This is a genomic window from Stenotrophomonas sp. NPDC078853 (assembly GCF_044901215.1).
Lineage (GTDB): Bacteria > Pseudomonadota > Gammaproteobacteria > Xanthomonadales > Xanthomonadaceae > Stenotrophomonas > Stenotrophomonas lacuserhaii.
This window is the reverse complement of sequence record NZ_JBJDOQ010000010.1, coordinates 22,067-48,675: the sequence shown is the minus strand read 5'-3', so window position 1 is coordinate 48,675 and position 26,609 is coordinate 22,067. Positions and strand designations below refer to the sequence as shown.

Here is a 26,609-nt window from a genome sequence, read left to right as displayed (position 1 = left end):
GTACTTGCGGCGTGTCCTGCAGACCCCACCCGCCCGGCGCCAACGCCGACGCCCTTCGCCCGCAACAAACCTACAACGTCTTCCGCGCCGGAATCAGCAGGTTTCCGAACAACAACCCCGCCACCAGCGCCATCACCACGTTCAACACGGTCAGGAACACCCCCTGCCCCGCTCCGACATCCTGCTGCTGCACCAGCGTCAGCACCCCGCGCAGGCTGGTACTTCCCGGCACCATCATGATGATGCCCGGGAGGCGGATGATCGCTCCCGGCCGCTGCACCAGCCGTCCAAACAGGTTGCCCGCCGCCGTCAGCAGCATCGCCGAAAGGAAAATACCCGCCGGCGCACCCCACGCGTGCCCGGCGAATTTGGAAATCGCATAGCCGGCCACGCAGGCCGCCAGCACCCACGGAAAATCACGTCGACTCGCCTTGAACAGCATGGCGAAGGCGACCGCCGCGATCAGCAGCGCCGACCACTCCACCCACGCGCCCTGCGGCCGCGAGGCGCGCACCACCGGGTCCAGCCCGATCACATCGGCCAGCGTCACCGCGATCATCGCGCCCACCGTCAGCTTCATGATGGTGGTCAGCGCCCCCGCCACCCGCGCCGTGCCGGACACCCAGTGCTGGCTGGCCAACTCGTTCACCGCATTGGTCAGGGACATACCCGGCAGCAGGATCACCAGCGAGGCGATCACCACGGTATTGAGGTTGAGCGCGCCCACGTAGGTGGCCACCAGCGTAGCGACCAGCCCCGCCAACAGCGCCGCCAGCGCTTCACTGGCCTCCTTGGTCGCCGCGCGTTGGCCGGTCCAGCGCCCCAGCAGGCCGATCAGCAGCCCGATCGCGCCAGCGGTGGCGATGTCCAGCCACGGCAGTTTCCACAGACCGGCCACGCCGGCCGCGCCCAGGCTGTAGGACAACACTTCCTTGACCTTTCCGCGCAGCCCGGGATCAGCGTCCAGCTGGCGCAGCGCGGTGTGTCCCTGGGCCAGGCTCATCCGGCCGTTTGCGACATCTTCGGCGATGCGATCTGCGACGCTGAGTTTATGCAGATCGTTTTCGCCAGGTGCCAGCCGGATCACGCGGGTGATGTCGCTGGAACCGATCGCCTTGGCCGGGTCGCTGAAGCTCAGGATGATCCCGGTCGGATTCGACCAGGGCTCGCAATCCAACCCCAACTGCTGGGCCAGGGCCACCACGGCAGCCTCCAGGCGCTGGGCGGTGGTGCCGTAACTGTGCAGGCGCCCGGCGATCTCACAGACGAACGCCACGCGCTGCGCATAGGTGGCGGGGGGCGAGGCTATCGGGGAGGCGTCTACAGGCATGCGCGGTAGTATTACCCAGCCCCGGCCCGTGCAGAAGGACATTCGGACAGGACCTACGCTGCATGCGACATGCACACGCTATGCTGCATCCTTGATGCCGACCATGACCTCCGACCAGAATCCCCGGATCGAACGCGATGCCAATGAACCGGGCCGCATCCGCCTGTCCGGTCGTTGGACGCTGCACACCGCCCTGCAGGCCGCCGAGGTGCTGCGCGAGGTCCCCGAGGGACTGACCGCCATCGACGCCACCGGCATCGAACAACTGGATTCGGCCGGCGTGCTGCAACTGCTGCGCGTGGCCCACCGCGCAGACCTGGGGCAGGACGCGCTGCAGTTCCGCGAAGACCACCAGGCGCTGGTCTGCACCATCGAAGAAGTCGCCGACGACCGGCCCAAGCCGAAACGGGATTTCGGCGTGCTGGCCGCGCTGGACCGGCTTGGCCGCAGCATGCACGCGACCGGCCAGAACATCGTGGCGCTGGCCAGCTTCCTCGGCGAAAGCCTGGTCAAGGGCGCGCGCCTGCTGAAGGAGCCGCGCCGTTTCCGCCTGACCGCCACCGTGCACCAGATGGAGCAGGTCGGGCTGGATGCGGTGCCGCTGGTGGCCCTGCTTTCCTATCTGGTCGGTGCGGTGATCGCCTTCCTCGGTTCGACGATCCTGCGCGACTTCGGCGCGGAGATCTACGTGGTCGAGCTGGTCAGCATCGCCTTCCTGCGCGAGTTCGCCGTGCTGCTGACCGCGATCGTGCTGGCCGGCCGTACCGCCAGCGCGTTCACCGCGCAGATCGGTGCGATGAAGGCGCGCGAGGAAATCGACGCGATGAAGACGCTCGGCCTGGATCCGATGGACCTGCTGGTGCTGCCGCGCATCGTCGCGCTGCTGGTCACCCTGCCGCTGCTGACCTTCATCGCGATGGTCGCCGGCCTGGCCGGCGGCATCACGGTGGGCGCGTTCGACCTGGATATCCCGCCGCAGATGTACATCGCGCGCATGTACGACACGATGGAAGTACGCAACATGCTGGTCGGCCTGGCCAAGGCACCGGTGTTCGCGCTGGTGATCGGCCTGATCGGCTGCCTGGAAGGCTTGAAGGTGGAGGGTACCGCGCAGTCGGTGGGCGAGCGCACGACCTCCAGCGTGGTCCAGGCCATTTCCCTGGTGATCATCCTCGACGCCTTCGCTGCGTTGTGGTTCATGCAGATGGGCTGGTGACGGTGAACGACGAACGCACCCACGAAATCCACCACGCCCCCGGCGAGGACGAATCGAAGCTGGCCATCCGCGTGCGCGGGCTGGTCAACCGTTTCGGCAGCCAGACCGTGCACGAAGACCTGGACCTGGACGTGCGGCGCGGCGAGATCCTTGGCGTGGTCGGCGGCTCGGGCACCGGCAAGTCGGTGCTGATGCGCTCCATCCTCGGCCTGCGCAACCCGGATGAAGGGCAGATCGAAGTGCTGGGGCGCGATGCGCGCGGTGGCGACAGCGAAAGCCGCCTGCACATCCAGCGCAATACCGGCGTGCTGTTCCAGGATGGCGCGCTGTTTTCTTCCCTGACCGTCGGCGAGAACGTGCAGGTGCCCCTGAAGGAACACCATCGCGAGCTGCCCGAGCGCTGGCATTACGAACTGGCGTTGCTGAAGGTGAAGCTGGCGGGCCTGCCCGCCGATGCGATCAACAAGCTGCCTTCGCAGCTGTCAGGCGGCATGCGCAAGCGCGCCGGGCTGGCGCGTGCGCTGGCCCTGGACCCGCCGCTGCTGTTCCTGGACGAACCCACGGCCGGGCTGGACCCGATCGGCGCTGCCGCGTTCGACCGCCTGATCAAGACCCTGCAGGAAGCGCTGGGGCTGACTGTCTTCCTGATCACACACGATCTGGACACCCTGTATGCCATCTGTGACCGGGTGGCCGTGCTGGCCGACCGCAAGGTGGTCGCCAACGCGCCGCTGGCCGACATCGAGAAACTGGACCATCCGTGGATCCAGGAATATTTCCACGGACCCCGCGCACGTGCTGCGCGCGGCGAACAGACCGAGAGTGCCTGAGTCATGGAAACCAAAGCCAACTACGTGCTGATAGGCGCGTTCACCCTGATCACCGGCCTGGCCCTGCTGGCCTTCGGCCTGTGGGCAGCCAAGTATTCGTCCGACCGCACCTGGCAGGAATACCGCGTGGTGTTCCGCGAGGCGGTCACCGGCCTGACCGTGGGCAGCCCGGTGCAGTACAACGGCATCGCGGTGGGGTCGATCATCGAGCTCAACCTGGTGCCGGATGACCCGCGCCAGGTGGTGGCCAAGATCCGCCTCAACTCCACCACGCCGGTCAAGACCGATACCCGTGCCAAGCTGGCGATCACCAGCCTGACCGGCCCGTCGATCATCCAGCTCAGTGGCGGCACGCCGCAGTCGCCGACGCTGACCTCGGTCAACCGCGATCCCGCGCCGATCATCCCGACCACGCCTTCGGCCCTGCAGAACATCACCGACGTGGCCAACCGCATCGTCGAGCGCATGGACCAGGTGCTGAGCGACCGCAACGTGGCCGCGATCAATGCCACGCTGGCCAATATCGAATCGATCAGTGGCGGGCTGGCCGACCAGAAACAGGGCACCCAGGCGCTGCTGCTCAGCGCGCGCAATGCCGCGCGTAGCCTGGACGAGACCCTGAAGACCACCAACGGGACCATCCAGCGACTGGACCAGAACCTGGTACAGGAGCTGCCGGGCATCATCGAAAAGCTGGACGCCACCATGACCAAGATGGATTCGGCAGCCGGCAATGCCAATTCGATCCTCGGCGAGAACCGGGCGGCCATCAACAGCTTCGCCAGCGACGGCCTGGGCCAGCTCGGCCCGACCCTGACCGAACTACGCGGCCTGATCCGCGACCTGCGCCGGGTCAGCGACCGCCTTGAGAACAATCCCGCGCGCTACCTGCTGGGCCGCGACGCACCGAAGGAGTTCGAACCCGAATGAAGCGCATGCCCTCCCTGTCCGTGACGCGCCTGCTGCTGCCGGCTGCCCTGCTGGCCACCCTGGCCGGTTGTTCGATCCTGTCCAGCGGTGATCGCAACGCAGTGACGATCTACTCCCCGGCCGTACAGGTGAAGGTGGATCCGTCCTGGCCGACCGTGGCCTGGCAGCTGGTGCTGTCCAAGCCGAGCGCCACGCGCATGGTCGACAGCCCGCGCATCAACGTGCGGCCGAGTCCTTCGGAGCTGGAAATCTACGCTGGCGCGACCTGGGCGCAGCCAGCCACCGACATGATCGAAGACGCCCTGCTGCGCGGTTTCGAGGATTCCGGCCGGATCGCCGGCGTCGGGCGGGCCGCTGCGGGTATCCGCGCTGATTACCGCCTTGCGACCGACATCCGCCGTTTTGAATCGGATTACCGCGGCCAACCCACGCCGACCGTGGTCATCGAAATCAACGCCAAGCTGATCCATGTGGTGGACCAGCGCGTGGTGATCGACCGCACGTTCCGCCAGGAACAGCCGGTGGGATCGACCGACGTGCCAGCGGTGACCGCCGCCTTCGAGAAGGGGCTGAATGCCCTGACCGCCGATGTGGTGGGCTGGGCGCTGAGCAGTGGGCAGAAGGACACGGACGGCGGTTCGCTGCGCTGATTGGCTGGTGCGTCGGTCGTGCTGGCCGGCGGCCGGCGGCTCTTGGCCGGCGATGTCATAATCCGGGCCAGCCTGCCCCGTGACCTTGCCGATGCCACTTTCCACGTCCATTGCCGTCTGCACGTACAACGGCGAGCGCTTCCTGCAGGAGCAGCTGGACAGCCTGCTGCGACAGACCCAACGTCCGGACCAGATCGTGATCCGCGATGATGTCTCCAGCGACGGTACGCTGGACATCCTGCGCGCGTTCTTGCCGGTTGCTGAAGCAAAGGGCATCATGGTTGACCTGCAGGTAAACCCTGAGAACGTCGGCTATCGGCTGAACTTCGATGGCGCACTGCGTGCCTGCACCGGCGAGGTGATCTTCCTCTGCGACCAAGATGATGTCTGGCATGCGGACAAGCTGGAGCGGTTCTGTGCCGAGTTCGAAAGACGCCCCGATCTGCTGGCGCTGCATAGTGATGCGCGGTTGATTGATGGGGAGGGGAACGTGCTTCCGCGGCGCCTTTTTCGTTCGCTGGGAGTGGGTACACGCCAGATGCGGCGGATGCATCGCGGTACTGGACTCGACCTCTTGTTGCAGCGCGACCTTGTGACGGGCGCCACCTTGGCACTCCGCAAAAGTATTCTGCGGGACGCGCTCCCCCTTCCTCCCTCGGGATGGGTACACGACGCGTGGCTTGCCACGCTGGCCGCCATTATCGGAACGATCGACAGCGTGGAGCGCCCGTTGATCGACTACCGGCTGCATGACGGCAACCAGCTCGGCTTGGGCGGCAATGATCCTTTATCGCGCCAAGCGAGGCGACAGAAGCATCTTGAGCAGGATCTCTCCGAAGTTCTGCTCGCACGTCTACGCGCACTGCATGTGCCGGAACCCCTTCAGAAACTCATCGAGCGCAAGAAGCGCCATATCGCCAAGCGCTGCAACCTGTCGCGATCCTTTATCAAGCGGGTTCCTGTGGTCATGGGCGAACTGCTGTCGGGCAACTACGGTCGCTTCGGGCGCGGGCTGCTGTCCGCTGCGATCGATCTGGTACGCCGCTAATCTGCTGAGAAGTTCCTGGTCAGTTCCGGATCCAACGGAAGGTTAGATTGATGCGCTCCCCGTGCACGCGCGAGGATTTCGGCAACGCATGCTGGTAGTGGGCCTGCGTGCTGCTGGCCATCACCAGCAGGTCCCCATCGGCAAGCAGGAACTCTGCCTTGGCCGCGTGCTGGTCTCGACGGCGCAGCAGGAAGCGGCGCGCAGCGCCCAGGCTGAGTGATGCTATCACCGGCTGCGGCCCCAGTTCCGGCTCGTCATCGCTGTGCCAACCCATGCTGTCGGTCCCGCTGCGGTAACGGTTGAGTAGTACGCTGTTGAAGCGCGTTCCCAGCTCCTCCTGCAATCGCTCACGAATGGGCAACAGCACATCCGCCCACGGATGCGGCAGAAAGTCCGCACCGGAATAGCGGTAACGCGCATCCGCATCGCCCATCCAGCAACTCAGCCGCGGTGAATCCACCAACCGCCCGAACATCCGGATCCGGTGCACTTCCCATGGAATCTCCCGCAGCAACGCTGCCTGCAGGGCCCCTGCCTGCGCACGAGGCAGCCACCCCGCAAGGTGGCGCACATCGGCATCAGGCAGGTCCTGCGGGAACAGCGCGGCCATCAGCTTCGCTTGAACGCCACGCCGGTCTTTTCTACCAGCTCTGCTTCTTCAACGCCCGGTGCGGTTTCCACCAGCACCAAGCCATCGCCGGTGACATCGAACACGGCCAGATCGGTGATGATGCGATCCACCACGCCGACACCGGTCAGCGGCAGCGAACATTCCTTGAGGATCTTGTGCTCGCCGTTCCTGGCGGTGTGCTCCATCAGCACCACCACGCGCTGCACGCCGGCCACCAGGTCCATCGCGCCGCCCATGCCCTTGACCATCTTGCCCGGCACCATCCAGTTGGCCAGGTCGCCGCTGTCGGTGACCTGCATCGCGCCGAGGATCGCCAGGTTGACGTGGCCGCCGCGGATCATCGCGAAGCTGTCATCGCTGCCGAAATAACTGGCGCCCGCACGCGCGGTAACGGTCTGTTTGCCTGCGTTGATCAGGTCCGGATCGATCTCCGCCTCGGTGGGGAACGGGCCGATGCCGAGCAGACCGTTCTCCGACTGCAGCCAGACATCCACGCCCTCGGGAATGTGGTTGGCGACCAGGGTCGGCAGTCCGATGCCCAGGTTCACGTACGCACCATCGGTCAATTCACGCGCAGCGCGCGCCGCCATTTCGTCACGGGTCCAGGCCATGTCAGTTCGCCTCCTGGCGCACGGTGCGTTGTTCGATGCGCTTTTCGGGCGTGGGGTTGTGCACGATGCGGTGCACGTAGATACCGGGCAGGTGCACCTGGTCCGGGTCGATGCTGCCGACCGGCACCACCTCTTCCACCTCGGCGATGCAGACCTTGCCGGCCATCGCGCAGGCCGGGTTGAAGTTGCGCGCGGTACGCCGGAACACCAGGTTGCCCGCTTCGTCGGCCTTCCACGCTTTGACCAATGCCACGTCGGCGCACAGCGCGGTTTCCATCACGTAGTGGCGGCCGTCGAACTCTCGCGTTTCCTTTCCCTCGGCCACCACCGTGCCATACCCGGTAGCGGTGAAGAACGCCGGAATGCCGGCCCCACCGGCGCGCAGGCGCTCGGCCAGGGTGCCCTGCGGGTTGAATTCCAGTTCAAGTTCGCCGGCCAGGAACTGGCGCTCGAACTCCTTGTTCTCGCCCACGTAGGAAGAGATCATCTTCCGGATCTGGCGGGTCGCCAGCAGCTGGCCAAGGCCGAAACCGTCCACGCCAGCATTATTGGAAATCACCGTCAGGCCGTTGACCCCACTGTCGCGCAACGCGGCGATCAGCGCCTCCGGGATACCACACAGGCCGAAACCGCCGACCGCCAAGGTCTGGCCATCGGCGACCACGCCCTGCAGGGCGAGCGCCGCGCTGGCATATCGTTTATCGCGCTTGCTGCCGGTACCAGAACTATCCATTGCGTTGCTGTCCCACACGGTAAGGATGACGGCATTCTACCGGCACCCCGGTGCCCGGCTGGGGTGCGGCGCAGCATTTGCCGCAGTGGGCACAGCTCGTAAACTGGCTGTCCCGGTCACGCCTGCATCCCGATGTGCGGCCAGATACCGCCCTGTTGGAAAGACCGCTGATGTCCGTCCTGTTCAATGATATTGATCTGCATCGCTGGCTCGACGAGCGCACGATCCGCAAGGCGGCCGGCTACCTGGACAGCGTATATGACCTGCGCACGGAGGGGGACCTGCTGCGCGCCAACGTGGGCGGCACTGCCCCCCAGCCTTATCGGGTAACGATCAACCTCAAGGCCAGCCTTCGTAGCCCAGACAGCCGCCTCAACGGCCGCTGCAGCTGCCCGGTGGGTGACAACTGCAAGCATGTGGCCGCGGTCATGTTGTGTGCCCTGCACGGGCCGGATGAGGATAGCGAAGACGAGAAAATCGAGGCGCCGTTACCGCAGCACGCGCAACCGGTTCGCGCCGAGCTGCTCACCCGTCTGTCCGAATGGCATGCTCAGCACGCTGCACGCGCGGGGTCGAGCAAAGCAAAGCAGAACCCGAAGAGCATTGCGTTCGTGCTTTCCGTATTCCAGTTCCGCCTCGGCATCCATGCGTACAGGATGCGGAAGACGGCAGACGGCGCGCTGGAGCGCGAGAAGCGGTTTGACATCACCCCGGAGCTGGTCATCGATCCCCCCGGCTACGTGTCGCAACAGGACATCGCCGTTCTCGGGCAGCTGTGGTTGCGCCAGCAGCGCAAGGGCGGCCGACGTGTAGCCGTGCAGCCGTTGCTGGACATGATCCTGGCCTCCGGCCATGGCTGGGTACAGCACCCCGGCACGAGGGAGTTGCTGCCCCTGCGCGCGGGCCCCGCTCGCGCAGGCCACCTGGAGTGGAAGGCGGCCGACAGCCAGCTGGGCGTATGCTCCCGACCGGTGCTGCAGGTGGACGGGAACGCCGACGGGGCGGTGGAAGATCAGTGCGCCTGTTATCTGGACGAGAGAACCGGCGAGACGGGTCCGCTGCAACTGGCGGTGGCCAGCCCCGACGCCGATGCCTTCCTTGGGCTGCCGCCGTTGCTGCCCGACGAGCATTCCCTTACCGCGCAGATGCTCCAGCAGCTGGATCCTGCCCTGCCCCTGCCGCCGGCCACCGCCGATGCGATGCCCATCGCCCAGGTGGATGGCATGGTCCCGCACCTGATGCTGCATACCGAAGAGCAACCGCAGACGTGGGGCGCGCGAAGAGGTCAGATGCAGCGGCTGGAATTCGCCACGGTCTCCTTCGCCTACGGCGACCATTTCAAGCACCTCGATGACCCCTCGCGCTTCGTGCGGGGTGCGGACGGAACGATCGAGCTGCTGCCCCGCGATACGGCCGAAGAGGCCAGGCGGGAAAACGAGTTGCGCAGCAGTGGACTTCATCGCCACCCGCAGTCACCAGCGCTGCTCAGCGGGGCTGGGCCCCACTTCCACCTGCGCTCCTACGACTGGGGCAGCTTCATGCTGCGCGAGCTGCCCCGGCTGCAGGAACTGGGGTGGGTGGTCACCGTCCCGGAGGATTTCCGGCACCGCATCACCGTAGTGGACAGCGTGCTCTGGGACGTGCAGCCCGATGACTCAGGCGCTGGCTGGCTGGACGTAGCGCTGGACATCGAGATCGATGGCCAGACGGTGCCGCTCGCACCGATGCTGGCGCAATTGCTGCAGACCGATCCGCGCTGGACGCGGGGCGCGCTGGATGCCATCGACGACGAGGAGCGCATCCTGATCGCCTCCCCCACGGCAGGAGCGCTGTCATTCCAGGCGGGGCGGCTGAAGCCCGTCGTGACCCTGCTCGGCGACCTGTTTGGCAACGGCGCTGGGCCCCTGCGTGTTTCCGCACGCGACAGGGGACGCCTGCAGGCCCTGCAACAGTCCGGAAGCCTGCAGCTGCGCGGCGCCACCGATACCGGCGCGATGGTCCAGCGGCTGTTGCAGGAACCCACGCCACAACCGGTTGCAGCACCCGTCGGGCTGGCTGCCGCCTTGCGGCCTTATCAACAGGACGGGCTGGCGTGGCTGCAGTACCTGCGCCAACAGCAGCTGGGCGGCATCCTGGCCGATGACATGGGACTGGGCAAGACGCTGCAGACCCTGGCGCACGTGTTGCTGGAAAAGGAAGCGGGGCGGCTGGACCGGCCCGCGCTGGTGGTCATGCCGACATCCCTGCTGTTCAACTGGCAGCAGGAGGCCGCGCGTTTCGCACCCGGTCTGCGCGTGCTGGTCCTGCATGGCCCTGCCCGAGAGACGCTGTTCGAACAGATTCCCGCCCACGACCTGGTGCTGACCACCTATCCACTGGTGTGGCGGGATGAGGCCGCGCTGCAGGCGCATGCCTATCACCTGCTCATCCTCGACGAAGCCCAGCAGGTCAAGAACGCGAAGGCACGCGCGGCGATCACCCTGCGCACGCTGCAGAGCCGGCACCGGCTGTGCCTGACCGGCACGCCGCTGGAAAACCACCTGGGCGAGCTGTGGACGCATATCGACTTTGTCCTGCCAGGCCTGCTTGGCAGCGAGAAAACCTTCAACCTGCATTGGCGCCATCCGATCGAGCGCAGCGGTGACGGCCAACGCGCGCAGCTGCTGGCGCAGCGGATGCGACCATTCATCCTGCGTCGACGCAAGGACCAGGTAGCGGCGGAGCTGCCGCCCAAGACCGTGATCACCCGCCACGTGTCATTGGAGGGTGGCCAGCGCGACCTGTACGAGACAGTGCGATCGGCGATGCAGGAGAAGGTGCGCGAGGCCGTCGCCGGCCATGGCTTGGCCAAGAGCCACATCGTCGTGCTCGATGCACTGCTGAAGTTGCGCCAGGTCTGCTGCGACCCACGCCTGCTGCCCGGCGAGGCCACGCCGCGCACGCAGGGTTCGGCCAAGCTTGACCTGCTGTTGACGCTGTTGCCGGAGATGGTGGAGGAAGGACGCCGCATCCTGGTGTTCTCCCAGTTCACGCGCATGCTGGAGCTGATCGCGCAGGCGCTGGACAAGAGCGGACTGGCGTTCGTCACCCTGACCGGCGACACCCGTGACCGGGCCACCCCGGTGCGCCGGTTCATGCAGGGAGAGGTGCCCATCTTCCTGATCAGCCTGAAGGCGGGCGGTGTCGGCCTGAATCTGACAGCCGCCGATACCGTCATCCATTTCGACCCCTGGTGGAACCCGGCGGCCGAAAACCAGGCCAGCGACCGGGCGCACCGGATCGGTCAAGACAAGCCGGTCTTCGTGTACCGCCTGATCGCTGCCGGCAGCATCGAGGAGCGGATCAGTGAACTTCAGCAGCGAAAGGCGGCGCTGGCCGACTCGATCCTGGAAAATGGCGGCGCGGCGGGACCCGGCTTCAGCGAGGAGGACCTGCAGGCGTTGCTGGAGCCGCTCCCGGGGTTGTCGGCGAAGAAGGGTAAGGGGAAGCCGAAGCGCGGTCATGAATGACGCGCGGCGGTGCTGGTGCATGCGGCCCTGACAACGATTCCCATACACATGGGCGTATAAACTAAGCGGCTGGACCCCCCAATGGAGTGACCGATGCCCCTGCCCGCCTTCAAGGCCTATGACATCCGCGGCCGCGTGCCGGACGAACTGAACGAAGACCTGGCCCGGCGCATCGGCGTGGCACTCTCGGACCAGCTGGAGCCGGGAACCGTGGTCGTCGGCCACGACGTGCGCCTGACCAGCGCGGCGCTGCAGGATGCGCTGGTCGTCGGACTGCGCGGCGCAGGCCGCGAGGTCATCGACATCGGCCTGTGCGGTACCGAGGAAGTCTATTTCCAGACCGACCACCTGGGCGCGGCTGGCGGCGTGATGGTGACCGCCAGCCATAACCCGATGGATTACAACGGCATGAAGCTGGTGCGCGAGAAAGCGCGCCCGATCAGTTCCGATACCGGCCTGTTCGCTATCTCCGATGCGGTGGCAGCCGATACCGCAGCTGCCCTGCCGCCCAAGGCCGGCCAGAGCGAGCAGCACGACAAGAGCGCCTACATCGCGCACCTGCTGTCCTACGTCGATGTCGCTGCGCTGAAGCCACTGAAGGTGGTGGTCAATGCGGGCAACGGCGGCGCCGGTGCGATCGTCGATCTGCTGGCGCCACACCTGCCGCTGCAGTTCATCCGGGTCAACCACGAGCCGGACGGCAATTTCCCCAACGGCATCCCCAACCCGCTGCTGCCGGAAAACCGCGCCGCCACCGCCGAAGCGGTGCGTGAGCATGGCGCCGACTTCGGCATCGCGTGGGACGGCGACTTCGACCGTTGCTTCTTCTTCGACCACACCGGCCGTTTCATCGAAGGCTATTACCTTGTCGGCCTGCTGGCCCAGGCCGCGCTGAAGCGTCACCCGGGCGGCAAGGTCGTGCACGATCCGCGCCTGGTCTGGAACACGGTGGAGATGGTCGAGCAGGCCGGTGGCATCCCGGTGCTGTGCAAGAGCGGCCACGCTTTCATCAAGGAAAAGATGCGCGGTGAGGATGCCGTGTACGGCGGCGAAATGAGTGCCCATCACTACTTCCGCGAGTTCGCCTACGCTGACTCCGGGATGATCCCCTGGCTGCTGATCGCCGCGCTGGTTTCCGAAAGCGGCCGCTCGCTGGCCGACTGGGTTGAAGACCGCATGGCGGCCTATCCGTGCAGCGGCGAAATCAACTTCAAGGTGGCCGATGCGAAGGTATCGGTGGCACGCGTGATGGACCACTTCGCCTCGCATGCACCCGCGCTGGACCACACCGACGGCATCAGTGCCGATTTCGGCGACTGGCGCTTCAACCTGCGCAGCTCCAACACCGAGCCGTTGCTGCGGTTGAATGTCGAAACGCGCGGCGATGCGGCCCTGCTGCAGTCGCGTACCGACGAAATCTCTTCGCTGCTGCAACAGTAACCCGGGATGTCCGTATCCATGAACAGCATCCAGCCCGTCATCCTGTCCGGTGGTTCCGGCACGCGCCTGTGGCCCTTGTCGCGCGAGGCGTATCCGAAGCAGTTCCTGCCACTGGCCAGCGAGCTGACCATGCTGCAGGCCACCTGGAAGCGCGTCCAAGCCATCGCCGCGCGCGGGCCGTTGGTCATCGCCAACGAGGAGCATCGCTTCGTCGCCGCAGAGCAGCTGCAGCAGGTGGGTGCAGAGCCCGCCGCGATCATCCTGGAACCGGTCGGCCGCAATACCGCGCCGGCCATCGCGGTTGCCGCGCTGGAGGCCACCCGCGATGGCGCGGATTCGTTGCTGCTGGTGCTGCCCTCGGACCATGTGATCAGCGACGACGCCGCCTTCCTGCGCGCGGTAGAGCAGGCAGCGGGCGCTGCCGAAGCCGGCAAGCTGGTGACCTTCGGCATCGTGCCTACCGGCCCGGAAACCGGCTACGGCTACATCAAGGCGGCCGCCGGCGAAGGCGCCCGCGCGGTCGAGCGGTTCGTCGAAAAGCCGGACCTCGCCACGGCAACCGATTACGTTGCCAGCGGCCAGTACTACTGGAACAGCGGCATGTTCCTGTTCAAGGCATCGCGTTACCTGCAGGAACTGGAACACTTCCAGCCGGCCATGCTGGCGGGCAGCCGCGACGCCTGGAGCAAGGCCCGCCGTGATGCCGACTTCACCCGCCTGGACAAGGACGCATTCACTGCCGTTCCTTCTGATTCCATCGATTACGCGGTGATGGAGAAGACTGCCGATGCGGTGGTGGTGCCGCTGGATGCCGGCTGGAACGACGTCGGATCGTGGACCGCGCTACGCGACGTATCGCAGCAGGATGGCGATGGCAACGCGCACCAGGGCGATGTGATCGCGATCGACTGCCGCAACACCTATGCCTACGGCCAGCGCCTGGTGGCGATGGTCGGGCTGGATGATGTGATCGTCGTGGAAACCGACGATGCGGTGCTGGTCGGCAAGGGCGACCGCATGCAGGAGGTCAAGGCCGTGGTTGCGCAGTTGAAGGCCGAAGGGCGTAGCGAAGCCACCTGGCACCGCAAGGTGTACCGCCCGTGGGGCGCCTACGATTCCATCGACAACGGCGCACGTTTCCAGGTCAAGCGCATCACGGTCAAGCCCGGTGGCACGCTGAGCCTGCAGATGCACCATCACCGCGCCGAACACTGGATCGTGGTGAGCGGCACGGCCGAGGTCACCCGCGGTGCGGAAGTGCTGCTGCTCAGCGAAAACCAGAGCACGTACATCCCGCTCGGCGTCACCCACCGCCTGCGTAATCCGGGACGCCTTCCCTTGGAGCTGATCGAGGTGCAGTCCGGCAGCTACCTTGGCGAAGACGACATCGTGCGCTTTGAAGATACTTACGGTCGGCAGTAGCCGACCGTAAGTCCACGCATCCCGCCTTATCCCCGCGCCTTCAGCGCGCCCCCTTGAACAACAAGGGGGCTTCACTCCAGACGGGGCACGAACACCGTCGGCGCCCTATCAGGCAATCTCGCCGATCACCCGCTTCAACCCGTCCTGCCAGGCAGGCAGCGCGATGCCGAAATCCTGCTGCAGCTTATTGTTGTCCAGCACCGACCAGGACGGCCGCTTGGCCGGCGTCGGGTATTCCGCGCTGGCAATCGCTTCCACGCTCGGCACCTTGGCCAGAACACCCCGCGCGAGGGCTTCAGCGAAGATCGCCTCAGCGAAACCATGCCAGCTGGTCTGCCCGGAAGCAGTCAGGTGCCACGTGCCGGACAGCCCTCCGGTATGCTGCAGGGCCTCTGCGGTGACATCTGCAATCAGCGCTGCGGGCGTCGGCGTACCGACCTGGTCAGCCACCACCCGCAGCGCATCCCGCTCGGCCCCTACGCGCAGCATCGTGCGCAGGAAATTGGCGCCGTGCGAGGCATACACCCACGCCGTGCGGAAGATCAGGTGGCGCCCGCCGGCAGCACGCACCGCATCTTCGCCGTCGCGCTTGCTGGTGCCATACACCCCCAGCGGAGCGGTCGGCTGGTCTTCGCGGTACGGTGCGGTGCCTTCACCATCGAACACGTAGTCGGTGGAGTAATGCACGAACGGCACGCCCGCAGCCGCGCACCAGCGTGCGATGATGCCAGGCGACTCGGCGTTGGCACGGAAGGCATCCTCCACGTCCTGTTCCGCCTTGTCCACCGCCGTATAGGCAGCGGCATTGACCACTATGTCGGGTCGCACGCGATCCAACAGCGCATGCAGCGAATCCGGCTGGTTGAAGTCCGCGACCTCGCAGGCGCTGCCATCCGGCAGCACGCCGCTGCGCGTGGTGGCCACCACCTGGCCCAGCGGCGCCAGCGCACGCAGCAGCTCCTGGCCGACCTGGCCGTTGCCGCCGAACACCAGGACCGTCATGCGACGAACACCGGCAGGCGATCTTCGGCGATGTCCTTCAGGAACGGGGCAGCCTCATCCTTCGCCGACAACGTCGGGTTGGAGATCGGCCAGTCCACCGCCACGTCGGCATCGTTCCAGCGAAGTCCCGAATCCGCCTCCGCCACGTAAACGTCGGTGCACATGTAGTGGAACAGAGCGCGCTCGGACAACACCGCGAATCCGTGAGCGAAGCCCTCCGGGATCCAGAACTGCCGCCGATTTTCAGCGCTGAGAATCACTGACGCGTGTTTTCCGAACGTGGGAGAGCCTTGACGGATATCCACGGCTACATCGTAGACCTCACCCTCCAGAACGCTGACCAGCTTTCCTTGCGGCCGAGGCCACTGGTAATGAAGGCCACGCAGCACGCCGCGTGAGGACGACGAGACGTTGCTCTGGACAAAATCCATCCGCAAACCTTCTGCCTCGAAACGCTCCTTGTTCCAACCTTCGAAGAAAAAGCCGCGGGCGTCTCCAAATACCCGAGGCTCCAGTACGACACATCCTGGAAGCTGAGTTGGGACGATTTTCACGGAACCGAGCCCCGCTGGGCCAAAGCATGGAGATACTGGCCGTAGGCATTCTTGATGAGCGGTGCGGCCAAGGACTCAAGCTGGGCCACGTCAATCCAGCCGTTGCCCAGTGCGATCTCTTCAGGACAGCAGACCTGCAGGCCCTGGCGGGTCTGGATGGTTTCAATGAAGTTCGAAGCCTCCAGCAGCGACTGGTGCGTGCCGGTGTCCAGCCACGCGTAACCGCGACCCAGCGGCTCCAGGTGCAGTGCACCCTCGTCCAGATAACGCTGGTTGAGGTCGGTGATTTCGAGCTCACCGCGCGGCGAGGGCTTCAATTCAGCAGCGTACTCGCTGGCCTTGCCGTCGTAGAAATACAGGCCGGTCACAGCGTAGTTCGAGCGCGGTTGTGCAGGCTTTTCTACCAGCCCGATCACCTTGCCGTCCTTGTCGAATTCGGCAACCCCGTAACGCTCCGGGTCGTTGACCCAGTAGCCGAACACGGTGGCGCCATCGGCGCGCGCATCAGCGCGCTTCAGCACCTCGGTCAGGCCATGTCCGTGGAACACGTTGTCACCGAGCACCAGGCAGCTGGGCTTGCCATCCAGGAACTCGCGGCCGATGAGATACGCCTGGGCCAGGCCATCCGGGCTCGGCTGGGCGGCGTACTGGATGTCCATGCCCCACTGCGAACCGTCGCCCAACAGCTGCTGGAACAGCGCCTGCTCGTGCGGGGTGTTGATGATCAGCACTTCACGAATGCCCGCCAGCATCAGCACGCTGAGCGGGTAATAGATCATCGGCTTGTCGTACACCGGCAGCAGCTGCTTGCTGACGCCCTTGGTGATCGGATACAGCCGGGTGCCTGAGCCCCCGGCAAGGATGATGCCTTTACGCTGCGTCATGGATATGTGGTCCTTTGTGGGCTCAGGCGGTGGTGCCGATGCGCTGCAGACGGTAGCTGCCATCGAGCACGCCGTTCACCCATTCCTGGTTGTCAAGGTACCAGTCGACGGTGAAGCCGATGCCCTGCTCGAACGTGTAAGCCGGCTCCCAGCCCAGTTCGTCCTTCAGCTTGGAGGCGTCGATTGCATAGCGGCGGTCGTGGCCCGGGCGATCGGTGACGTAGGTGATCTGGCTGCTGCGCGGCTGGCCGTCTTCGCGCGGGCGACGTGCATCCAGCAGCGCGCAGATCGCCTGCACGACTTCGATGTTCTGCTTTTCGGAATTACCGCCCACGTTGTAGGTTTCCCCGACGCGGCCCTTGGCCAGCACGGTGCGGATCGCTTCGCAGTGGTCGGACACGAACAGCCAGTCGCGTACCTGCTTGCCGTCGCCGTAGACCGGCAGCGGCTCGCCGGCCAGCGCCTTGGCGATCACCAGCGGGATCAGCTTCTCCGGGAAGTGGTACGGACCGTAGTTGTTGGAACAATTGGTGGTCAGCACCGGCAGCCCGTAGGTGTGGTGGAACGCGCGCACCAGATGGTCCGAGGCCGCCTTGGAGGCCGAGTACGGCGAGTTGGGCGCGTACGGCGTGGTCTCGCTGAACTTGCCGGTCTCGCCCAGCGTGCCGTAGACCTCATCGGTGGACACATGCAGGAAGCGGAACGCCACGCCCTTGTCGGCCGGCAGCGCCTTCCAGTAGTCGCGCACCGCTTCCAGCAGGCCGAGCGTGCCGACCACGTTGGTCTGGATGAAGGCGCCCGGGCCGTCGATGGAGCGATCGACGTGGCTTTCGGCGGCAAAGTTCAGCACTGCATCGGGCTGGTGTTCGGCCAGCAAGCGCGATACCAGCGCACTGTCACCGATATCACCTTCCACGAAGACATGGTCGGGATTGCCTTCCAGGCTGCTCAGGGTCTTCAGGTTGCCGGCATAGGTCAGGGCATCAAGATTGATGACCTTGACGCCGCGGGCTGCTGCTTCGAGGACGAAATTACCGCCAATGAATCCGGCGCCGCCGGTGACAAGCCAAGTGGGCACTACCTGTTTCTCCTGTAATGGGATGAATGTCCAGGCCTCCAAGGCGCGGGCGATTCAGTCGCAAAGGATACAACGGGGCTCCATGGAAGGCCTCTTTGGGGATGATATGGACTGCGCCATGCCGCGCTGCACCATCATCTACCTCACCATACGCATTCGCATGGCCGCCAATCGCCAGTTAGAATCGGATCCCACCCCCGAACCGGTTGCTGCTGTCAGGACCGGACGACTCCCGATAGTGAAGGACCCGTACCAGATGAAAATCCTCGTCGCATACAAGCGCGTGGTGGACTACAACGTCCGCATTCAGGTCAAGCCGGATGGTTCCGGCGTGGTGACCGACGGCGTCAAGCTGTCCCCGAATCCCTTCGATGAAATCGCATTGGAAGAAGCCCTTCGCCTGCGCGACAAGGGCATCGCCAGCGAAGTCATCGTCGCCACCATTGCCCCGGCCGACGCCCAGGCGCACCTGCGCAACGGCTTGGCCATGGGTGCCAACCGCGCCATCCACATCGTGACCGACCAGGCCATCCAGCCGCTCACTGCCGCGCGTGCCCTGCTCAAGCTGATCGAAAAAGAACAGCCGGAGCTTGTCATCCTGGGCAAGCAGGCCATCGATGACGACGCCAGCCAGACCGGCCAGATGCTGGCCACGATCTGGGGCCGCCCGCAGGCGACCTTCGCCAGCAAGCTGGAAATTTCCGATGGCAAGGCCACGGTGACCCGTGAAGTCGATGCCGGCCTGGAAACGCTGGAAGTGGACCTGCCTGCCGTGGTCACCACCGACCTGCGCCTGAATGAGCCGCGCTTCATCAAGCTGCCCGACATCATGAAGGCCAAGGCCAAGCCGCTGGAAACCCTGCAGCTGGCCGACCTCGGCGTTGACGCCGTGGATACCCTGAAGACCACCACCTATGCCGCACCGGGCAAGCGCAGCAAGGGCGTGATGGTCAAGGATGCCGCCGAGCTGGTGGCCGCACTCAAACAGAAGGGGTTGCTGTAATGAGCACGATTCTCGTCATCGCCGAGCACCACGACGGCAAGCTCAACGCCGCCACCGCCAAGACCGTCAGCGCGGCATCCGCTATCAGCGGCGCCGAAGTGCACGTGCTGGTGCTGGCTGCCGATCCGGCCGCGGTCGCGGCTGAGGCGGCAAAGATCAGCGGCGTCAGCAAGGTGCTGACCGTGGCCAACGCCGCCAACGCGAACCCGATCGCGCAGGTGCTGGCGCCGCAGATCGCCAAGGCCGCCGCCGGTTACAGCCACGTGTTCGGCCCGTCCACCACCTTCGGCAAGGACCTGATGCCCTGCGTGGCCGCCCTGCTGGGCGTCGCCCAGGTGTCCGACCTGATGACCGTGGAAGGCAGCCATACCTTCAAGCGCCCGATCTACGCCGGCAACGCGATCATCACCGTCGAGGCCCCGGCCGACCAGACCGTGGTTGCCACCGTGCGCAGTGCTTCGTGGCCGGAGGCCGCCCAGAGCGGCAGCGCCAGCGTGGAAGCACTGAACGTGGAGGCCAGCCTTCCGACCCACACCCGCTTCGTCGGCCTGGCTGCGGCCAGCAGCGACCGCCCTGACCTGCAGAGTGCCAAGCGCGTGGTCTCCGGTGGCCGCGGCGTCGGTTCGGAAGAGAACTTCAAGGTGATCTACCAGCTGGCGGACAAGCTGGGTGCCGCCGTCGGTGCCTCGCGCGCCGCAGTGGATGCCGGCTACGTGCCCAATGAGCTGCAGGTCGGCCAGACTGGCAAGATCATCGCGCCGGAGCTGTACGTGGCGATCGGCATCAGCGGTGCGATCCAGCACCTGACCGGCATCAAGGATGCGGGGACCATCGTTGCGATCAACAAGGATCCGGATTCGCCGATCTTCGAAATTGCAGACATTGGACTGGCGGGTGACCTGTTCACGATTTTGCCAGAGTTGGAGAAAGCTCTGTAGGGCTCATTTGTGGAATAGTAGGCTCCGCAACGTCGGCCGCCCTGTGCGGCCGACGCTCTTCCCGTTCCAACTATTGGATTCTTCACCCGCGTGTCTCCAAACTCTTCAACATCCCTGTCATTGAACACTACGGATCGGACTGGCACACGGGGTCTTCCGATTGGCCTGGAGGTGTCTGTGGTCGTTCCTGTCTATGGATGCGCGGGCTGTCTTGAAGAGTTGACCGAGCGCATATTGGCCGCCGTTAGCGGAATGGGCCGGACCGTCGAGCTCATTTTTGTGGACGATGACAGCCCAGATCAGGCTTGGAGCAGAATCAGCGAACTCTCCGCGCTTCACCCTGCAGTGCGCGGCCTTAAACTATCCCGAAACTTCGGCCAACATGCGGCGATCAGCGCCGGGATAGCGCAAACGCGCGGCGCGGCCGTCATTGTCATGGACTGCGACCTGCAGGATGTGCCTGAAGAAATTCCGGCGCTCCTAGAAGCACTTACCGACGATGTGGAAATTGTCCTCGGGCAGCGTACCGAGCGACGTGACACTTGGTTGAAGCGCACCGGATCCCGCGCGTTCTACCGCACCCTTGGCTGGCTGACTGACACAAGCTACGACCCTAGTACTGCCAATTTTGGCGCTTACAGCCGCAAGGTCATCGATGCAATGAACGCGATGCCGGAAACGGACCGATTTTTGCCTCTTCTTGCCCGGTGGACCGGCTTCAGAACCGCGCGCATTTCCGTGGAGCACGGAAGACGCACGGAGGGCAGAAGTAGCTACACATTGCGCAAGCTGCTGCAAATGGCCACGCGGATCGCCTTGTCTTTCTCCGACAAGCCGTTGCGACTGGTCATGTCCGCAGCGTTCGCACTGGCCGGTGTCGGCCTGTGCGTCGCTGCGTTTGCTGTCTACCGCTACCTCGTGGGCGACATTCGCGTAGCAGGCTTCACCAGCATTCTCGCTTCGGTATGGCTAGTGGGCAGCTTCCTGATGGCCAGCATTGGCGTAGTGGGCCTGTATGTTGGACGTGTGCACAACGAAAGCAAGAGACGACCGCAATACATCATCTGGCGCGACTCATGGAACGACGAGAATGAATGAATCGCCGCTGCTCAGCTACTCTCCCCTAGATTCAAACCGCTTCTCCATTCGCGTGGAGCGCGCCAGCCTGGGCCGCCACGTTCAGGTGGCAAGCGCGATCAGCGCGATCCAAGCCTCTACGGCTGAGTTGATCATCGCCCGTTTCCCCGCAGGCGATTGCGCAATCCCCAACGCGCTTGTCCAGCGTGGCGAAGCCCTTATCCATGCCGATACGCTGGTCTACTATGACGTGGGCTTGCCTGCGCCGAGCGCCAAGGCAGCAGCCAACGTACGGCTTGCGGAGGTCACCGATCTCGAAGCGATCCGCAGCATCGCTTCCACGGCGTTCAAAAATTACCGCGCGCATTATGCTGCCAACCCGTTACTGCCTGCGGCGCAGGTTCTTGATGGGTACGTCGAGTGGGCGCAAAGCCGAGCCGATCCCTCCGACCCCAGCAGCGATACGTGGCTGGTATTTGACGACGGCGTTGCGGCTGGTTTTGCCACATGCGACATCAAGGATCGCGGGGTGGAGATCGTACTGAACGCAGTCCATCCTTCTTTCGAAAGAAGAGGCCATTACGGAACGCTGCTGCGTCACCTGCTGCACCACTATGCAGAAACCGGACTGGGCCGGTTGAGCATTTCCACGCAGATCTGGAACTACACCGTGCAGCGGCAATGGTCCCGTGCAGGATTACTGCTGGAAAGTGCATACGACACCTTCCACATTGATCGGCGCATCGCCGCGCAGCGGAGCACATCATGAACTTTTCCCCGACACTTTTTCCCTGGTCGATGGTTGCCGCAACAATCATCCTGACCAGCTATGGCCAGCTCGTCATCAAATGGCAGGCGACTTCGTATCAGGCAACCACGGCAGGGTGGTTGGGCAAACTGCCAACGGTGGTGCAGCTTCTTCTCCAGCCTTGGGTCGTATCGGCCTTTTTTGCTGCTTTCGCCGCATCGCTCTGCTGGATGTTGGCGGTGTCGCGTCTGGAGCTCAGCCGGGCATATCCGTTCATGGCGCTCAACTTCGTAATCGTATGTATTGCGGCAGTACCCCTGTTCGGCGAAGCATTCACTCCATCCAAGGCGATCGGACTGGTGACCGTTATTGTCGGACTGGTCATAATCAGCCAAGGCTGATTTTACTTAATCGCATCGCAAAGAGACCTCATGATTCCGTTCAATCGCCCGTTCATGACTGGAAAGGAACTCCCCTTGATCAGCCAGGCTCATGCCAATGGCCATCTGTCTGGGGATGGGCCGTTTACCAAGCAGTGCCACGCCTGGTTGCGACAGCGCACCGGAGCATCTACAGCCTTGCTTACGCATTCCTGCACCGCGGCGCTCGAAATGGCCGCTCTGCTTCTGGATCTTAAACCGGGCGACGAGGTGATCATGCCTTCGTTCACTTTCGTATCTACTGCAAATGCATTCGCACTTCGAGGCGCAGTTCCTGTCTTTGTCGATGTGCGATCCGACACGTTGAACATCGACGAGTCACTGATCGAAGCGGCAATCACGCCGCGCACTCGGGCTATCTGTGTTGTCCATTACGCTGGTGTGGCTTGCGAGATGGACATGATCGTTGATATTGCGCAGCGGCGCGGACTGGCCGTTGTCGAAGATGCCGCACAAGGCATCATGTCAACTTACAAGGGGCGAGCGCTTGGCACGATTGGTGATCTTGGTGCTTTCAGCTTCCACGAAACAAAGAACGTCATCTCCGGGGAAGGTGGCGCGCTGCTGTGCCGAGATGCCCTTTATGGAGAGCGCGCGGAAATCATCCGCGAAAAAGGCACCAACCGCAGTAGATTCTTCCGTGGGCAAGTGGACAAGTACACGTGGGTCGATGTGGGCTCGTCCTACCTCCCAGGTGAAATCATCGCGGCATTTCTGAGTGCTCAGCTGGATGATGCCGAAGAGATCACTGCCAGGCGCCTTGCAATCTGGGATCGCTACCATGCGTGGGCAGCGCCTCACGAAGCCGACGGCACCTTGCGGCGCCCGGTGATACCGGAGGCATGTGAGCACAATGCACACATGTATTACCTGCTGCTACCCAGCCTGGAAGCCCGTGCCCGCTTCATTGCCAGCATGAAGGCTCGCGCCGTTCAGACTGTCTTCCACTACATCCCCCTGCATTCTTCGCCTGCTGGAGAGCAGTTGGGGCGGGCTTCCGGCACGCTGGACGTCACCAACGACATCAGCAACCGGCTGGTTCGCCTCCCGCTCTGGCTCGGCTTGGAGTCGCTGATGGATGAGGTCCTGGACGCCGCCGAGGCGTCGATCCGTGAGGGCTGATGAAGATGACAGCTGACTTGCCAACGTCAAATGCGGATCCGGATCCGACCGGAAGCAGAGACGCATCCACACCGCAGTTGTCCTGGGGACATCGTGTCGACGCAGGCCTGTTGCTTCTGGTGTCCTACGCCGGCTTTTTCCTTGCGTCGAAGATGATCGGGTTCACTCCAGGCTATGGCCTTGATGACTACGGCATCATCCGCAGGGGCGCCGGCGAAAGTCTGGTCGATTTCTTCTTGTCACAGGGACGCTATGGCAGTGCGCTGATGGACGTCGTGCTGCATGCCAGCAACCTGACCATGGCCAGCTTTTCGACGATAGGGCTGGCTGCGACCGCCTTTTTCAGCGGACTGTTCTTCAAGGACGCACTGGATCTCCCCAAGCGATCTTCCCCCATCCTTGCGGTCGGCATCGGCGCCCTCCTGGGCTCCCATCCTTACTACGCAGAGTACGTATCGTTTCGTCAGGCAGCATTGCCGATGTCGGCGATGTTCCTGAGCCTGTGGGCTGCGCTCCGGCTGTATCGCCTCGCATTGGAGCAGGAGGAAGCCAGGGTATTCAACGTGCTGGCGAGTCTTTTCGCCATGACACTGGCGATGGGATTCAATCAGTTGGCCGTTTCATACATGTCTATCGCTGTGTTGTGCGTGCACATGCAGCGACTGCAGATGGGCATCACCCCCACCTACATGGGAAAATCTGCTGGCAGTTGGGCCTGGCTTGAGCCGATCATCAGGGCCATGTTGATCGGTGCAGTACTCATCGCCACCAGTACGATTGTGGCGAAGATGACCATGCTCATGTTCGGCCTTGAGCCCACCCAACGCGCGGAGCTTATCGGGGCGGATATGCTTGGCCAACGCAGCGAAGCACTGATGGGCCTTGTGCAGGTTATATGGGCCGATTCGGAGACCGTCGCCGGCTGGCCAGCAAAAATCCTTGCACTGGCAGGGTTCTTTGTCTTGCTTGCGTCCTCTTTGCGCGGGTACCGGCGAGCGGGATGGCTTTCGCTTGTAACGTTCTTGGCGGCTACAGCCGCTGCACTCATACCGACGGCGGCGTCGACGATCTGGTGGCCGGTGCCACGTACACTGATAGCTGTTCCCTTCGCCTTGGCGGCCGCCATTGCACTGCTTGCGGCACGTGGTGGCCGTTTGGCTACACTGGCAGGCGTGCTGCTCGTTGCCAGCGCTGGAATTTTCTCGGCGCACAGCACTCAGATTCTTTCCAACCAGCAACGCCTCAACCGCTGGGACCAGATGCAGGCCCGTGACATTACCCAGATGGCTGCGGGGAAATTCTCCGGGCAGGCATCCAAGCTCGCGCTTGTTGATTCTGACTGGGGACACGACGTGGCGCGTGAAATCGCCCAAGGCGATCTCAATATTTCCGCATTGAGCGTTGCTTGGGCACTCGATCCGCTGTTTGACGAAGCCACTGGCAGTGATCAAACGGTTCGTCTGGCACCTGAATTCAGTGAGTTTTGCTCGACATCGCCGAGGTATCCTGACCCTGCCTCACTCCATCTGGAAAATGGTGAGGTTGTCGTATGCATGCAATGAGGAACCTGGTCACCACTGCACCTGCCTTCCCACTATCTCAGGCCCACGTCTACATATGAAAGTTCTGGTAACCGGAGGATCCGGCTTCATCGGCTCACATACCTGTATTGAACTACTGGCAAGCGGCCACGATGTCGTGATCAGCGATAACCTAAGCAATAGCCAGGTTGACGTGCTTGACGCCATTCAATCCATCTCAGGGAAGAAAGTCGCGTTCACGCGTTGCGATGTCCGCGATGGCGAGGCGATGAAGACGGTCCTGAGGTCGCACTCGATTGATGCAGTCATTCACTTCGCGGCGCTGAAGTCCGTTGGTGAGTCGTGGCGACGCCCGCTCGATTATTTCGACAATAATATTTCCGGAACGATCACCCTCCTGCAGGCCATGGAGGAGGTTGGCGTACGCCATTTCGTTTTCAGCTCGTCGGCGACGGTATACGGCGATCCTGACCACTGCCCCATTTCCGAGTCCGCCCCGACCCGCACCACCAATCCCTACGGACGCACCAAACTTGTCTGCGAGCAGTTGCTGTCTGACAAAGTCGCTGCAGACCCGCACTTCCACGTGGCCTCACTTCGCTACTTCAATCCAGTGGGAGCACACCCATCTGGATTGATCGGCGAATCGCCCAATGGCACGCCCAACAACCTGATGCCTTATGTCTCCCAAGTTGCCAGCGGACAACGCGAGTATCTTCAGGTATTCGGTAATGACTACAATACGCCGGATGGAACCGGAGTTCGGGACTACATCCACGTCGTGGACCTGGCTGTCGCCCACGTTCTGGCACTCGATCACATCGTCGGGAATGGTCAGAGCATGACGGTGAATCTGGGTACTGGCAACGGGTACAGTGTTCTGGAGGTGGTTGCCGCGTTCGAGCGCGCCAGTGGTCGCAGCGTCCCGGTGCGCATTGTTGATCGCAGGCCCGGTGATGCAGCCAGCTGCTTCGCAGATCCGACACTCGCGCGAGAAGTGCTGGGATGGCGCGCCATGCATGACCTTAACCAGATGTGCGTGGATGCCTGGCGCTGGCAAGTCCACTCCGGCGCGGCCCTCACCTGACCTGGATCCAGACATCACCAATGCTGCCCCAGATCTCAGCAGTCATCACTTTCCACCGCGAAGGGCTATTGGCCCACAAGAGTCTTTTGTCACTTCGCCGATGCATACTTGCTGCGGAGCGGCGAGGCATTGCAGTGGAGGTAGTCGCTACGCTTGACAATGCCGACAGTGAGACGTCGCGCATTGTTACTATGCACCGCGACACAGGACTGATCGACCAGTTGCTAGAGGTGCACTGCGGCGATCTCGGACTTTCCAGGAATGCTGCAATCCTGTCAGCGAGGGGAACATGGATCCTGATCTGCGATGGTGATGATTACCTATCTGCGGGCTTCATCACCCGTTGCTGGGACACCGCGGCGGGTGACGAGCACGTTATCCTGCACCCCGAATTGATCGTGACATTCGGCGCAGAGACCGGAATCTGGTGGCAGACCGGCAGCAATGCCGCAGAGTTCGACGCCAACTGCATGCTGGTCACTAATCCTTGGAATTCATGCAGTTTTGGTGCCAAGGACATCTATCTGGAAACACCGTACGTACTGGCACGTCCAGGAGAGTCCGGATTCGGCTTTGAAGACTGGCACTGGAACTGCCAAACGCTGGCGTTGGGCCACCCCCACCTTATAGCGGAAAAGACCGCTCATTACGTGCGCAAAAAGGAGTCGGGGTCATTGAACAACGCCCATGCGGGTAACCGTGCACTCATCCCACCAACTCGCTTGTTCGCGCCTCGCCCGTGACTTCCAGAGCCTTCATTCGCCGCATCTACCATCTAGTGGATC

Annotated in this window: 25 protein-coding genes; 17 read left to right on the top strand and 8 right to left on the bottom strand. The window is 63.6% G+C overall.

What is annotated here, in order from left to right:
- Positions 1 to 70 precede the first annotated feature (70 nt).
- On the bottom strand, positions 71 to 1,330 hold the full coding sequence (locus ACI2JH_RS11615) for a threonine/serine exporter ThrE family protein (RefSeq protein WP_101100192.1): 1,260 nt from the start codon (positions 1,328 to 1,330) through the stop codon (positions 71 to 73).
- A gap of 103 nt (positions 1,331 to 1,433) precedes the next feature.
- On the opposite strand from ACI2JH_RS11615, the gene ACI2JH_RS11610 reads away from it, so the two are divergent.
- The 5 genes from ACI2JH_RS11610 (at position 1,434) to ACI2JH_RS11590 (ending at position 6,004) form a co-directional block, all read left to right on the top strand.
- Entirely contained in the window at positions 1,434 to 2,546 is a 1,113-nt protein-coding gene (locus ACI2JH_RS11610) for an MlaE family lipid ABC transporter permease subunit (protein WP_101100191.1), read from the top strand.
- Between the two features lie 2 nt (positions 2,547 to 2,548).
- A complete protein-coding gene (locus ACI2JH_RS11605; protein WP_319278098.1) occupies positions 2,549 to 3,376 on the top strand; it encodes an ABC transporter ATP-binding protein in 828 nt (275 codons plus the stop codon).
- A 3-nt stretch (positions 3,377 to 3,379) separates the two neighbouring features.
- Positions 3,380 to 4,306, top strand: coding sequence for an MlaD family protein (locus ACI2JH_RS11600; protein WP_042613801.1), 927 nt, complete (start codon positions 3,380 to 3,382; stop codon positions 4,304 to 4,306).
- Positions 4,307 to 4,311: 5 nt separating this feature from the next.
- Positions 4,312 to 4,956 carry an ABC-type transport auxiliary lipoprotein family protein gene (locus ACI2JH_RS11595; RefSeq protein WP_182656978.1) on the top strand — a complete coding sequence of 215 codons (645 nt, stop codon included), beginning with the start codon at positions 4,312 to 4,314 and terminating at the stop codon, positions 4,954 to 4,956.
- A gap of 91 nt (positions 4,957 to 5,047) precedes the next feature.
- The gene (locus ACI2JH_RS11590; protein ID WP_404736255.1) at positions 5,048 to 6,004 is read left to right on the top strand and encodes a glycosyltransferase family 2 protein; all 957 of its coding nucleotides are present in this window, start codon (positions 5,048 to 5,050) and stop codon (positions 6,002 to 6,004) included.
- A gap of 19 nt (positions 6,005 to 6,023) precedes the next feature.
- Here ACI2JH_RS11590 and ACI2JH_RS11585 read toward each other — a convergent pair whose 3' ends face one another.
- Genes ACI2JH_RS11585 through ACI2JH_RS11575 form a run of 3 tightly spaced genes read right to left on the bottom strand, consistent with a single transcriptional unit; the run spans position 6,024 to position 7,979 of the window.
- Entirely contained in the window at positions 6,024 to 6,614 is a 591-nt protein-coding gene (locus ACI2JH_RS11585; protein ID WP_101100189.1) for an alpha-ketoglutarate-dependent dioxygenase AlkB, read from the bottom strand.
- Positions 6,614 to 7,246 (bottom strand): CoA transferase subunit B, encoded by a 633-nt coding sequence (locus ACI2JH_RS11580; RefSeq protein ID WP_101100188.1) that lies wholly within the window; start codon positions 7,244 to 7,246, stop codon positions 6,614 to 6,616. Before ACI2JH_RS11580 ends, ACI2JH_RS11585 begins: the two co-directional genes overlap by 1 nt.
- 1 nt (position 7,247) lies before the next feature.
- Positions 7,248 to 7,979, bottom strand: a complete 732-nt coding sequence (locus ACI2JH_RS11575) for a CoA transferase subunit A (RefSeq protein ID WP_101100187.1) — start codon at positions 7,977 to 7,979, stop codon at positions 7,248 to 7,250.
- A 170-nt stretch (positions 7,980 to 8,149) separates the two neighbouring features.
- Here ACI2JH_RS11575 and ACI2JH_RS11570 point away from each other — a divergent pair, with 170 nt between their 5' ends.
- From ACI2JH_RS11570 to ACI2JH_RS11560, 3 genes are all read left to right on the top strand, one after another.
- Positions 8,150 to 11,488: an SNF2-related protein gene (locus ACI2JH_RS11570; protein WP_404736254.1), complete on the top strand. Its 3,339-nt coding sequence runs from the start codon at positions 8,150 to 8,152 to the stop codon at positions 11,486 to 11,488.
- Positions 11,489 to 11,581: 93 nt separating this feature from the next.
- On the top strand, positions 11,582 to 12,928 hold the full coding sequence (locus ACI2JH_RS11565; protein ID WP_182656975.1) for a phosphomannomutase: 1,347 nt from the start codon (positions 11,582 to 11,584) through the stop codon (positions 12,926 to 12,928).
- 18 nt (positions 12,929 to 12,946) lie between these two features.
- On the top strand, positions 12,947 to 14,350 hold the full coding sequence (locus ACI2JH_RS11560) for a mannose-1-phosphate guanylyltransferase/mannose-6-phosphate isomerase (RefSeq protein WP_404736253.1): 1,404 nt from the start codon (positions 12,947 to 12,949) through the stop codon (positions 14,348 to 14,350).
- A gap of 108 nt (positions 14,351 to 14,458) precedes the next feature.
- Here ACI2JH_RS11560 and rfbD read toward each other — a convergent pair whose 3' ends face one another.
- The 4 genes from rfbD to rfbB are packed head-to-tail and all read right to left on the bottom strand — an operon-like array spanning position 14,459 to position 17,868.
- Positions 14,459 to 15,352 carry a dTDP-4-dehydrorhamnose reductase gene (gene rfbD, locus ACI2JH_RS11555; protein ID WP_404736252.1) on the bottom strand — a complete coding sequence of 298 codons (894 nt, stop codon included), beginning with the start codon at positions 15,350 to 15,352 and terminating at the stop codon, positions 14,459 to 14,461.
- Positions 15,349 to 15,906: a dTDP-4-dehydrorhamnose 3,5-epimerase gene (rfbC, locus tag ACI2JH_RS11550; protein WP_182656972.1), complete on the bottom strand. Its 558-nt coding sequence runs from the start codon at positions 15,904 to 15,906 to the stop codon at positions 15,349 to 15,351. The genes rfbD and rfbC overlap by 4 nt, the downstream gene beginning before the upstream one ends.
- Positions 15,903 to 16,790 (bottom strand): glucose-1-phosphate thymidylyltransferase RfbA, encoded by an 888-nt coding sequence (rfbA, locus tag ACI2JH_RS11545; RefSeq protein ID WP_182656971.1) that lies wholly within the window; start codon positions 16,788 to 16,790, stop codon positions 15,903 to 15,905. The genes rfbC and rfbA overlap by 4 nt, the downstream gene beginning before the upstream one ends.
- Positions 16,791 to 16,812: 22 nt before the next feature.
- The gene (gene rfbB / locus ACI2JH_RS11540; RefSeq protein WP_101100181.1) at positions 16,813 to 17,868 is read right to left on the bottom strand and encodes a dTDP-glucose 4,6-dehydratase; all 1,056 of its coding nucleotides are present in this window, start codon (positions 17,866 to 17,868) and stop codon (positions 16,813 to 16,815) included.
- A gap of 256 nt (positions 17,869 to 18,124) precedes the next feature.
- On the opposite strand from rfbB, the gene ACI2JH_RS11535 reads away from it, so the two are divergent.
- The 9 genes from ACI2JH_RS11535 (at position 18,125) to ACI2JH_RS11495 (ending at position 26,567) form a co-directional block, all read left to right on the top strand.
- Entirely contained in the window at positions 18,125 to 18,871 is a 747-nt protein-coding gene (locus tag ACI2JH_RS11535; protein ID WP_182656970.1) for an electron transfer flavoprotein subunit beta/FixA family protein, read from the top strand.
- Positions 18,871 to 19,809, top strand: coding sequence for an electron transfer flavoprotein subunit alpha/FixB family protein (locus ACI2JH_RS11530; protein ID WP_404736251.1), 939 nt, complete (start codon positions 18,871 to 18,873; stop codon positions 19,807 to 19,809). Before ACI2JH_RS11535 ends, ACI2JH_RS11530 begins: the two co-directional genes overlap by 1 nt.
- 177 nt (positions 19,810 to 19,986) lie before the next feature.
- On the top strand, positions 19,987 to 20,907 hold the full coding sequence (locus tag ACI2JH_RS11525) for a glycosyltransferase family 2 protein (RefSeq protein ID WP_232767772.1): 921 nt from the start codon (positions 19,987 to 19,989) through the stop codon (positions 20,905 to 20,907).
- Positions 20,900 to 21,655 (top strand): GNAT family N-acetyltransferase, encoded by a 756-nt coding sequence (locus ACI2JH_RS11520; RefSeq protein WP_182656967.1) that lies wholly within the window; start codon positions 20,900 to 20,902, stop codon positions 21,653 to 21,655. Before ACI2JH_RS11525 ends, ACI2JH_RS11520 begins: the two co-directional genes overlap by 8 nt.
- The gene (locus ACI2JH_RS11515; protein WP_101100177.1) at positions 21,652 to 22,035 is read left to right on the top strand and encodes an EamA family transporter; all 384 of its coding nucleotides are present in this window, start codon (positions 21,652 to 21,654) and stop codon (positions 22,033 to 22,035) included. Before ACI2JH_RS11520 ends, ACI2JH_RS11515 begins: the two co-directional genes overlap by 4 nt.
- A 30-nt stretch (positions 22,036 to 22,065) precedes the next feature.
- Positions 22,066 to 23,196, top strand: coding sequence for a dTDP-4-amino-4,6-dideoxygalactose transaminase (gene rffA, locus ACI2JH_RS11510; RefSeq protein WP_404736250.1), 1,131 nt, complete (start codon positions 22,066 to 22,068; stop codon positions 23,194 to 23,196).
- Complete coding sequence (locus tag ACI2JH_RS11505) at positions 23,196 to 24,758, top strand: hypothetical protein (RefSeq protein ID WP_404736249.1); 1,563 nt, start codon at positions 23,196 to 23,198, stop codon at positions 24,756 to 24,758. Before rffA ends, ACI2JH_RS11505 begins: the two co-directional genes overlap by 1 nt.
- A gap of 55 nt (positions 24,759 to 24,813) precedes the next feature.
- Positions 24,814 to 25,824, top strand: a complete 1,011-nt coding sequence (gene galE / locus ACI2JH_RS11500; RefSeq protein ID WP_404736248.1) for a UDP-glucose 4-epimerase GalE — start codon at positions 24,814 to 24,816, stop codon at positions 25,822 to 25,824.
- A gap of 20 nt (positions 25,825 to 25,844) precedes the next feature.
- Positions 25,845 to 26,567 (top strand): glycosyltransferase family 2 protein, encoded by a 723-nt coding sequence (locus ACI2JH_RS11495; RefSeq protein WP_404736247.1) that lies wholly within the window; start codon positions 25,845 to 25,847, stop codon positions 26,565 to 26,567.
- The last annotated feature ends 42 nt before the right edge of the window (positions 26,568 to 26,609 follow it).

What these genes read in the sequence shown, in the direction of transcription:
- ACI2JH_RS11585 (WP_101100189.1), bottom strand. Translation starts at nt 6,614, where the DNA reads ATGGCCGCGCTGTTCCCGCAGGACCTGCCTGATGCCGATGTGCGCCAC.
- ACI2JH_RS11615 (WP_101100192.1), bottom strand. Translation starts at nt 1,330, where the DNA reads ATGCCTGTAGACGCCTCCCCGATAGCCTCGCCCCCCGCCACCTATGCG.
- ACI2JH_RS11595 (WP_182656978.1), top strand. Translation starts at nt 4,312, where the DNA reads ATGCCCTCCCTGTCCGTGACGCGCCTGCTGCTGCCGGCTGCCCTGCTG.
- ACI2JH_RS11495 (WP_404736247.1), top strand. Translation starts at nt 25,845, where the DNA reads ATGCTGCCCCAGATCTCAGCAGTCATCACTTTCCACCGCGAAGGGCTA.
- ACI2JH_RS11530 (WP_404736251.1), top strand. Translation starts at nt 18,871, where the DNA reads ATGAGCACGATTCTCGTCATCGCCGAGCACCACGACGGCAAGCTCAAC.
- ACI2JH_RS11570 (WP_404736254.1), top strand. Translation starts at nt 8,150, where the DNA reads ATGTCCGTCCTGTTCAATGATATTGATCTGCATCGCTGGCTCGACGAG.
- ACI2JH_RS11575 (WP_101100187.1), bottom strand. Translation starts at nt 7,979, where the DNA reads ATGGATAGTTCTGGTACCGGCAGCAAGCGCGATAAACGATATGCCAGC.
- ACI2JH_RS11610 (WP_101100191.1), top strand. Translation starts at nt 1,434, where the DNA reads ATGACCTCCGACCAGAATCCCCGGATCGAACGCGATGCCAATGAACCG.
- ACI2JH_RS11580 (WP_101100188.1), bottom strand. Translation starts at nt 7,246, where the DNA reads ATGGCCTGGACCCGTGACGAAATGGCGGCGCGCGCTGCGCGTGAATTG.
- rfbA (WP_182656971.1), bottom strand. Translation starts at nt 16,790, where the DNA reads ATGACGCAGCGTAAAGGCATCATCCTTGCCGGGGGCTCAGGCACCCGG.
- ACI2JH_RS11590 (WP_404736255.1), top strand. Translation starts at nt 5,048, where the DNA reads ATGCCACTTTCCACGTCCATTGCCGTCTGCACGTACAACGGCGAGCGC.
- ACI2JH_RS11600 (WP_042613801.1), top strand. Translation starts at nt 3,380, where the DNA reads ATGGAAACCAAAGCCAACTACGTGCTGATAGGCGCGTTCACCCTGATC.
- ACI2JH_RS11560 (WP_404736253.1), top strand. Translation starts at nt 12,947, where the DNA reads ATGAACAGCATCCAGCCCGTCATCCTGTCCGGTGGTTCCGGCACGCGC.
- ACI2JH_RS11515 (WP_101100177.1), top strand. Translation starts at nt 21,652, where the DNA reads ATGAACTTTTCCCCGACACTTTTTCCCTGGTCGATGGTTGCCGCAACA.
- rffA (WP_404736250.1), top strand. Translation starts at nt 22,066, where the DNA reads ATGATTCCGTTCAATCGCCCGTTCATGACTGGAAAGGAACTCCCCTTG.
- rfbD (WP_404736252.1), bottom strand. Translation starts at nt 15,352, where the DNA reads ATGACGGTCCTGGTGTTCGGCGGCAACGGCCAGGTCGGCCAGGAGCTG.
- ACI2JH_RS11505 (WP_404736249.1), top strand. Translation starts at nt 23,196, where the DNA reads ATGAAGATGACAGCTGACTTGCCAACGTCAAATGCGGATCCGGATCCG.
- ACI2JH_RS11565 (WP_182656975.1), top strand. Translation starts at nt 11,582, where the DNA reads ATGCCCCTGCCCGCCTTCAAGGCCTATGACATCCGCGGCCGCGTGCCG.
- galE (WP_404736248.1), top strand. Translation starts at nt 24,814, where the DNA reads ATGAAAGTTCTGGTAACCGGAGGATCCGGCTTCATCGGCTCACATACC.
- ACI2JH_RS11520 (WP_182656967.1), top strand. Translation starts at nt 20,900, where the DNA reads ATGAATGAATCGCCGCTGCTCAGCTACTCTCCCCTAGATTCAAACCGC.
- ACI2JH_RS11535 (WP_182656970.1), top strand. Translation starts at nt 18,125, where the DNA reads ATGAAAATCCTCGTCGCATACAAGCGCGTGGTGGACTACAACGTCCGC.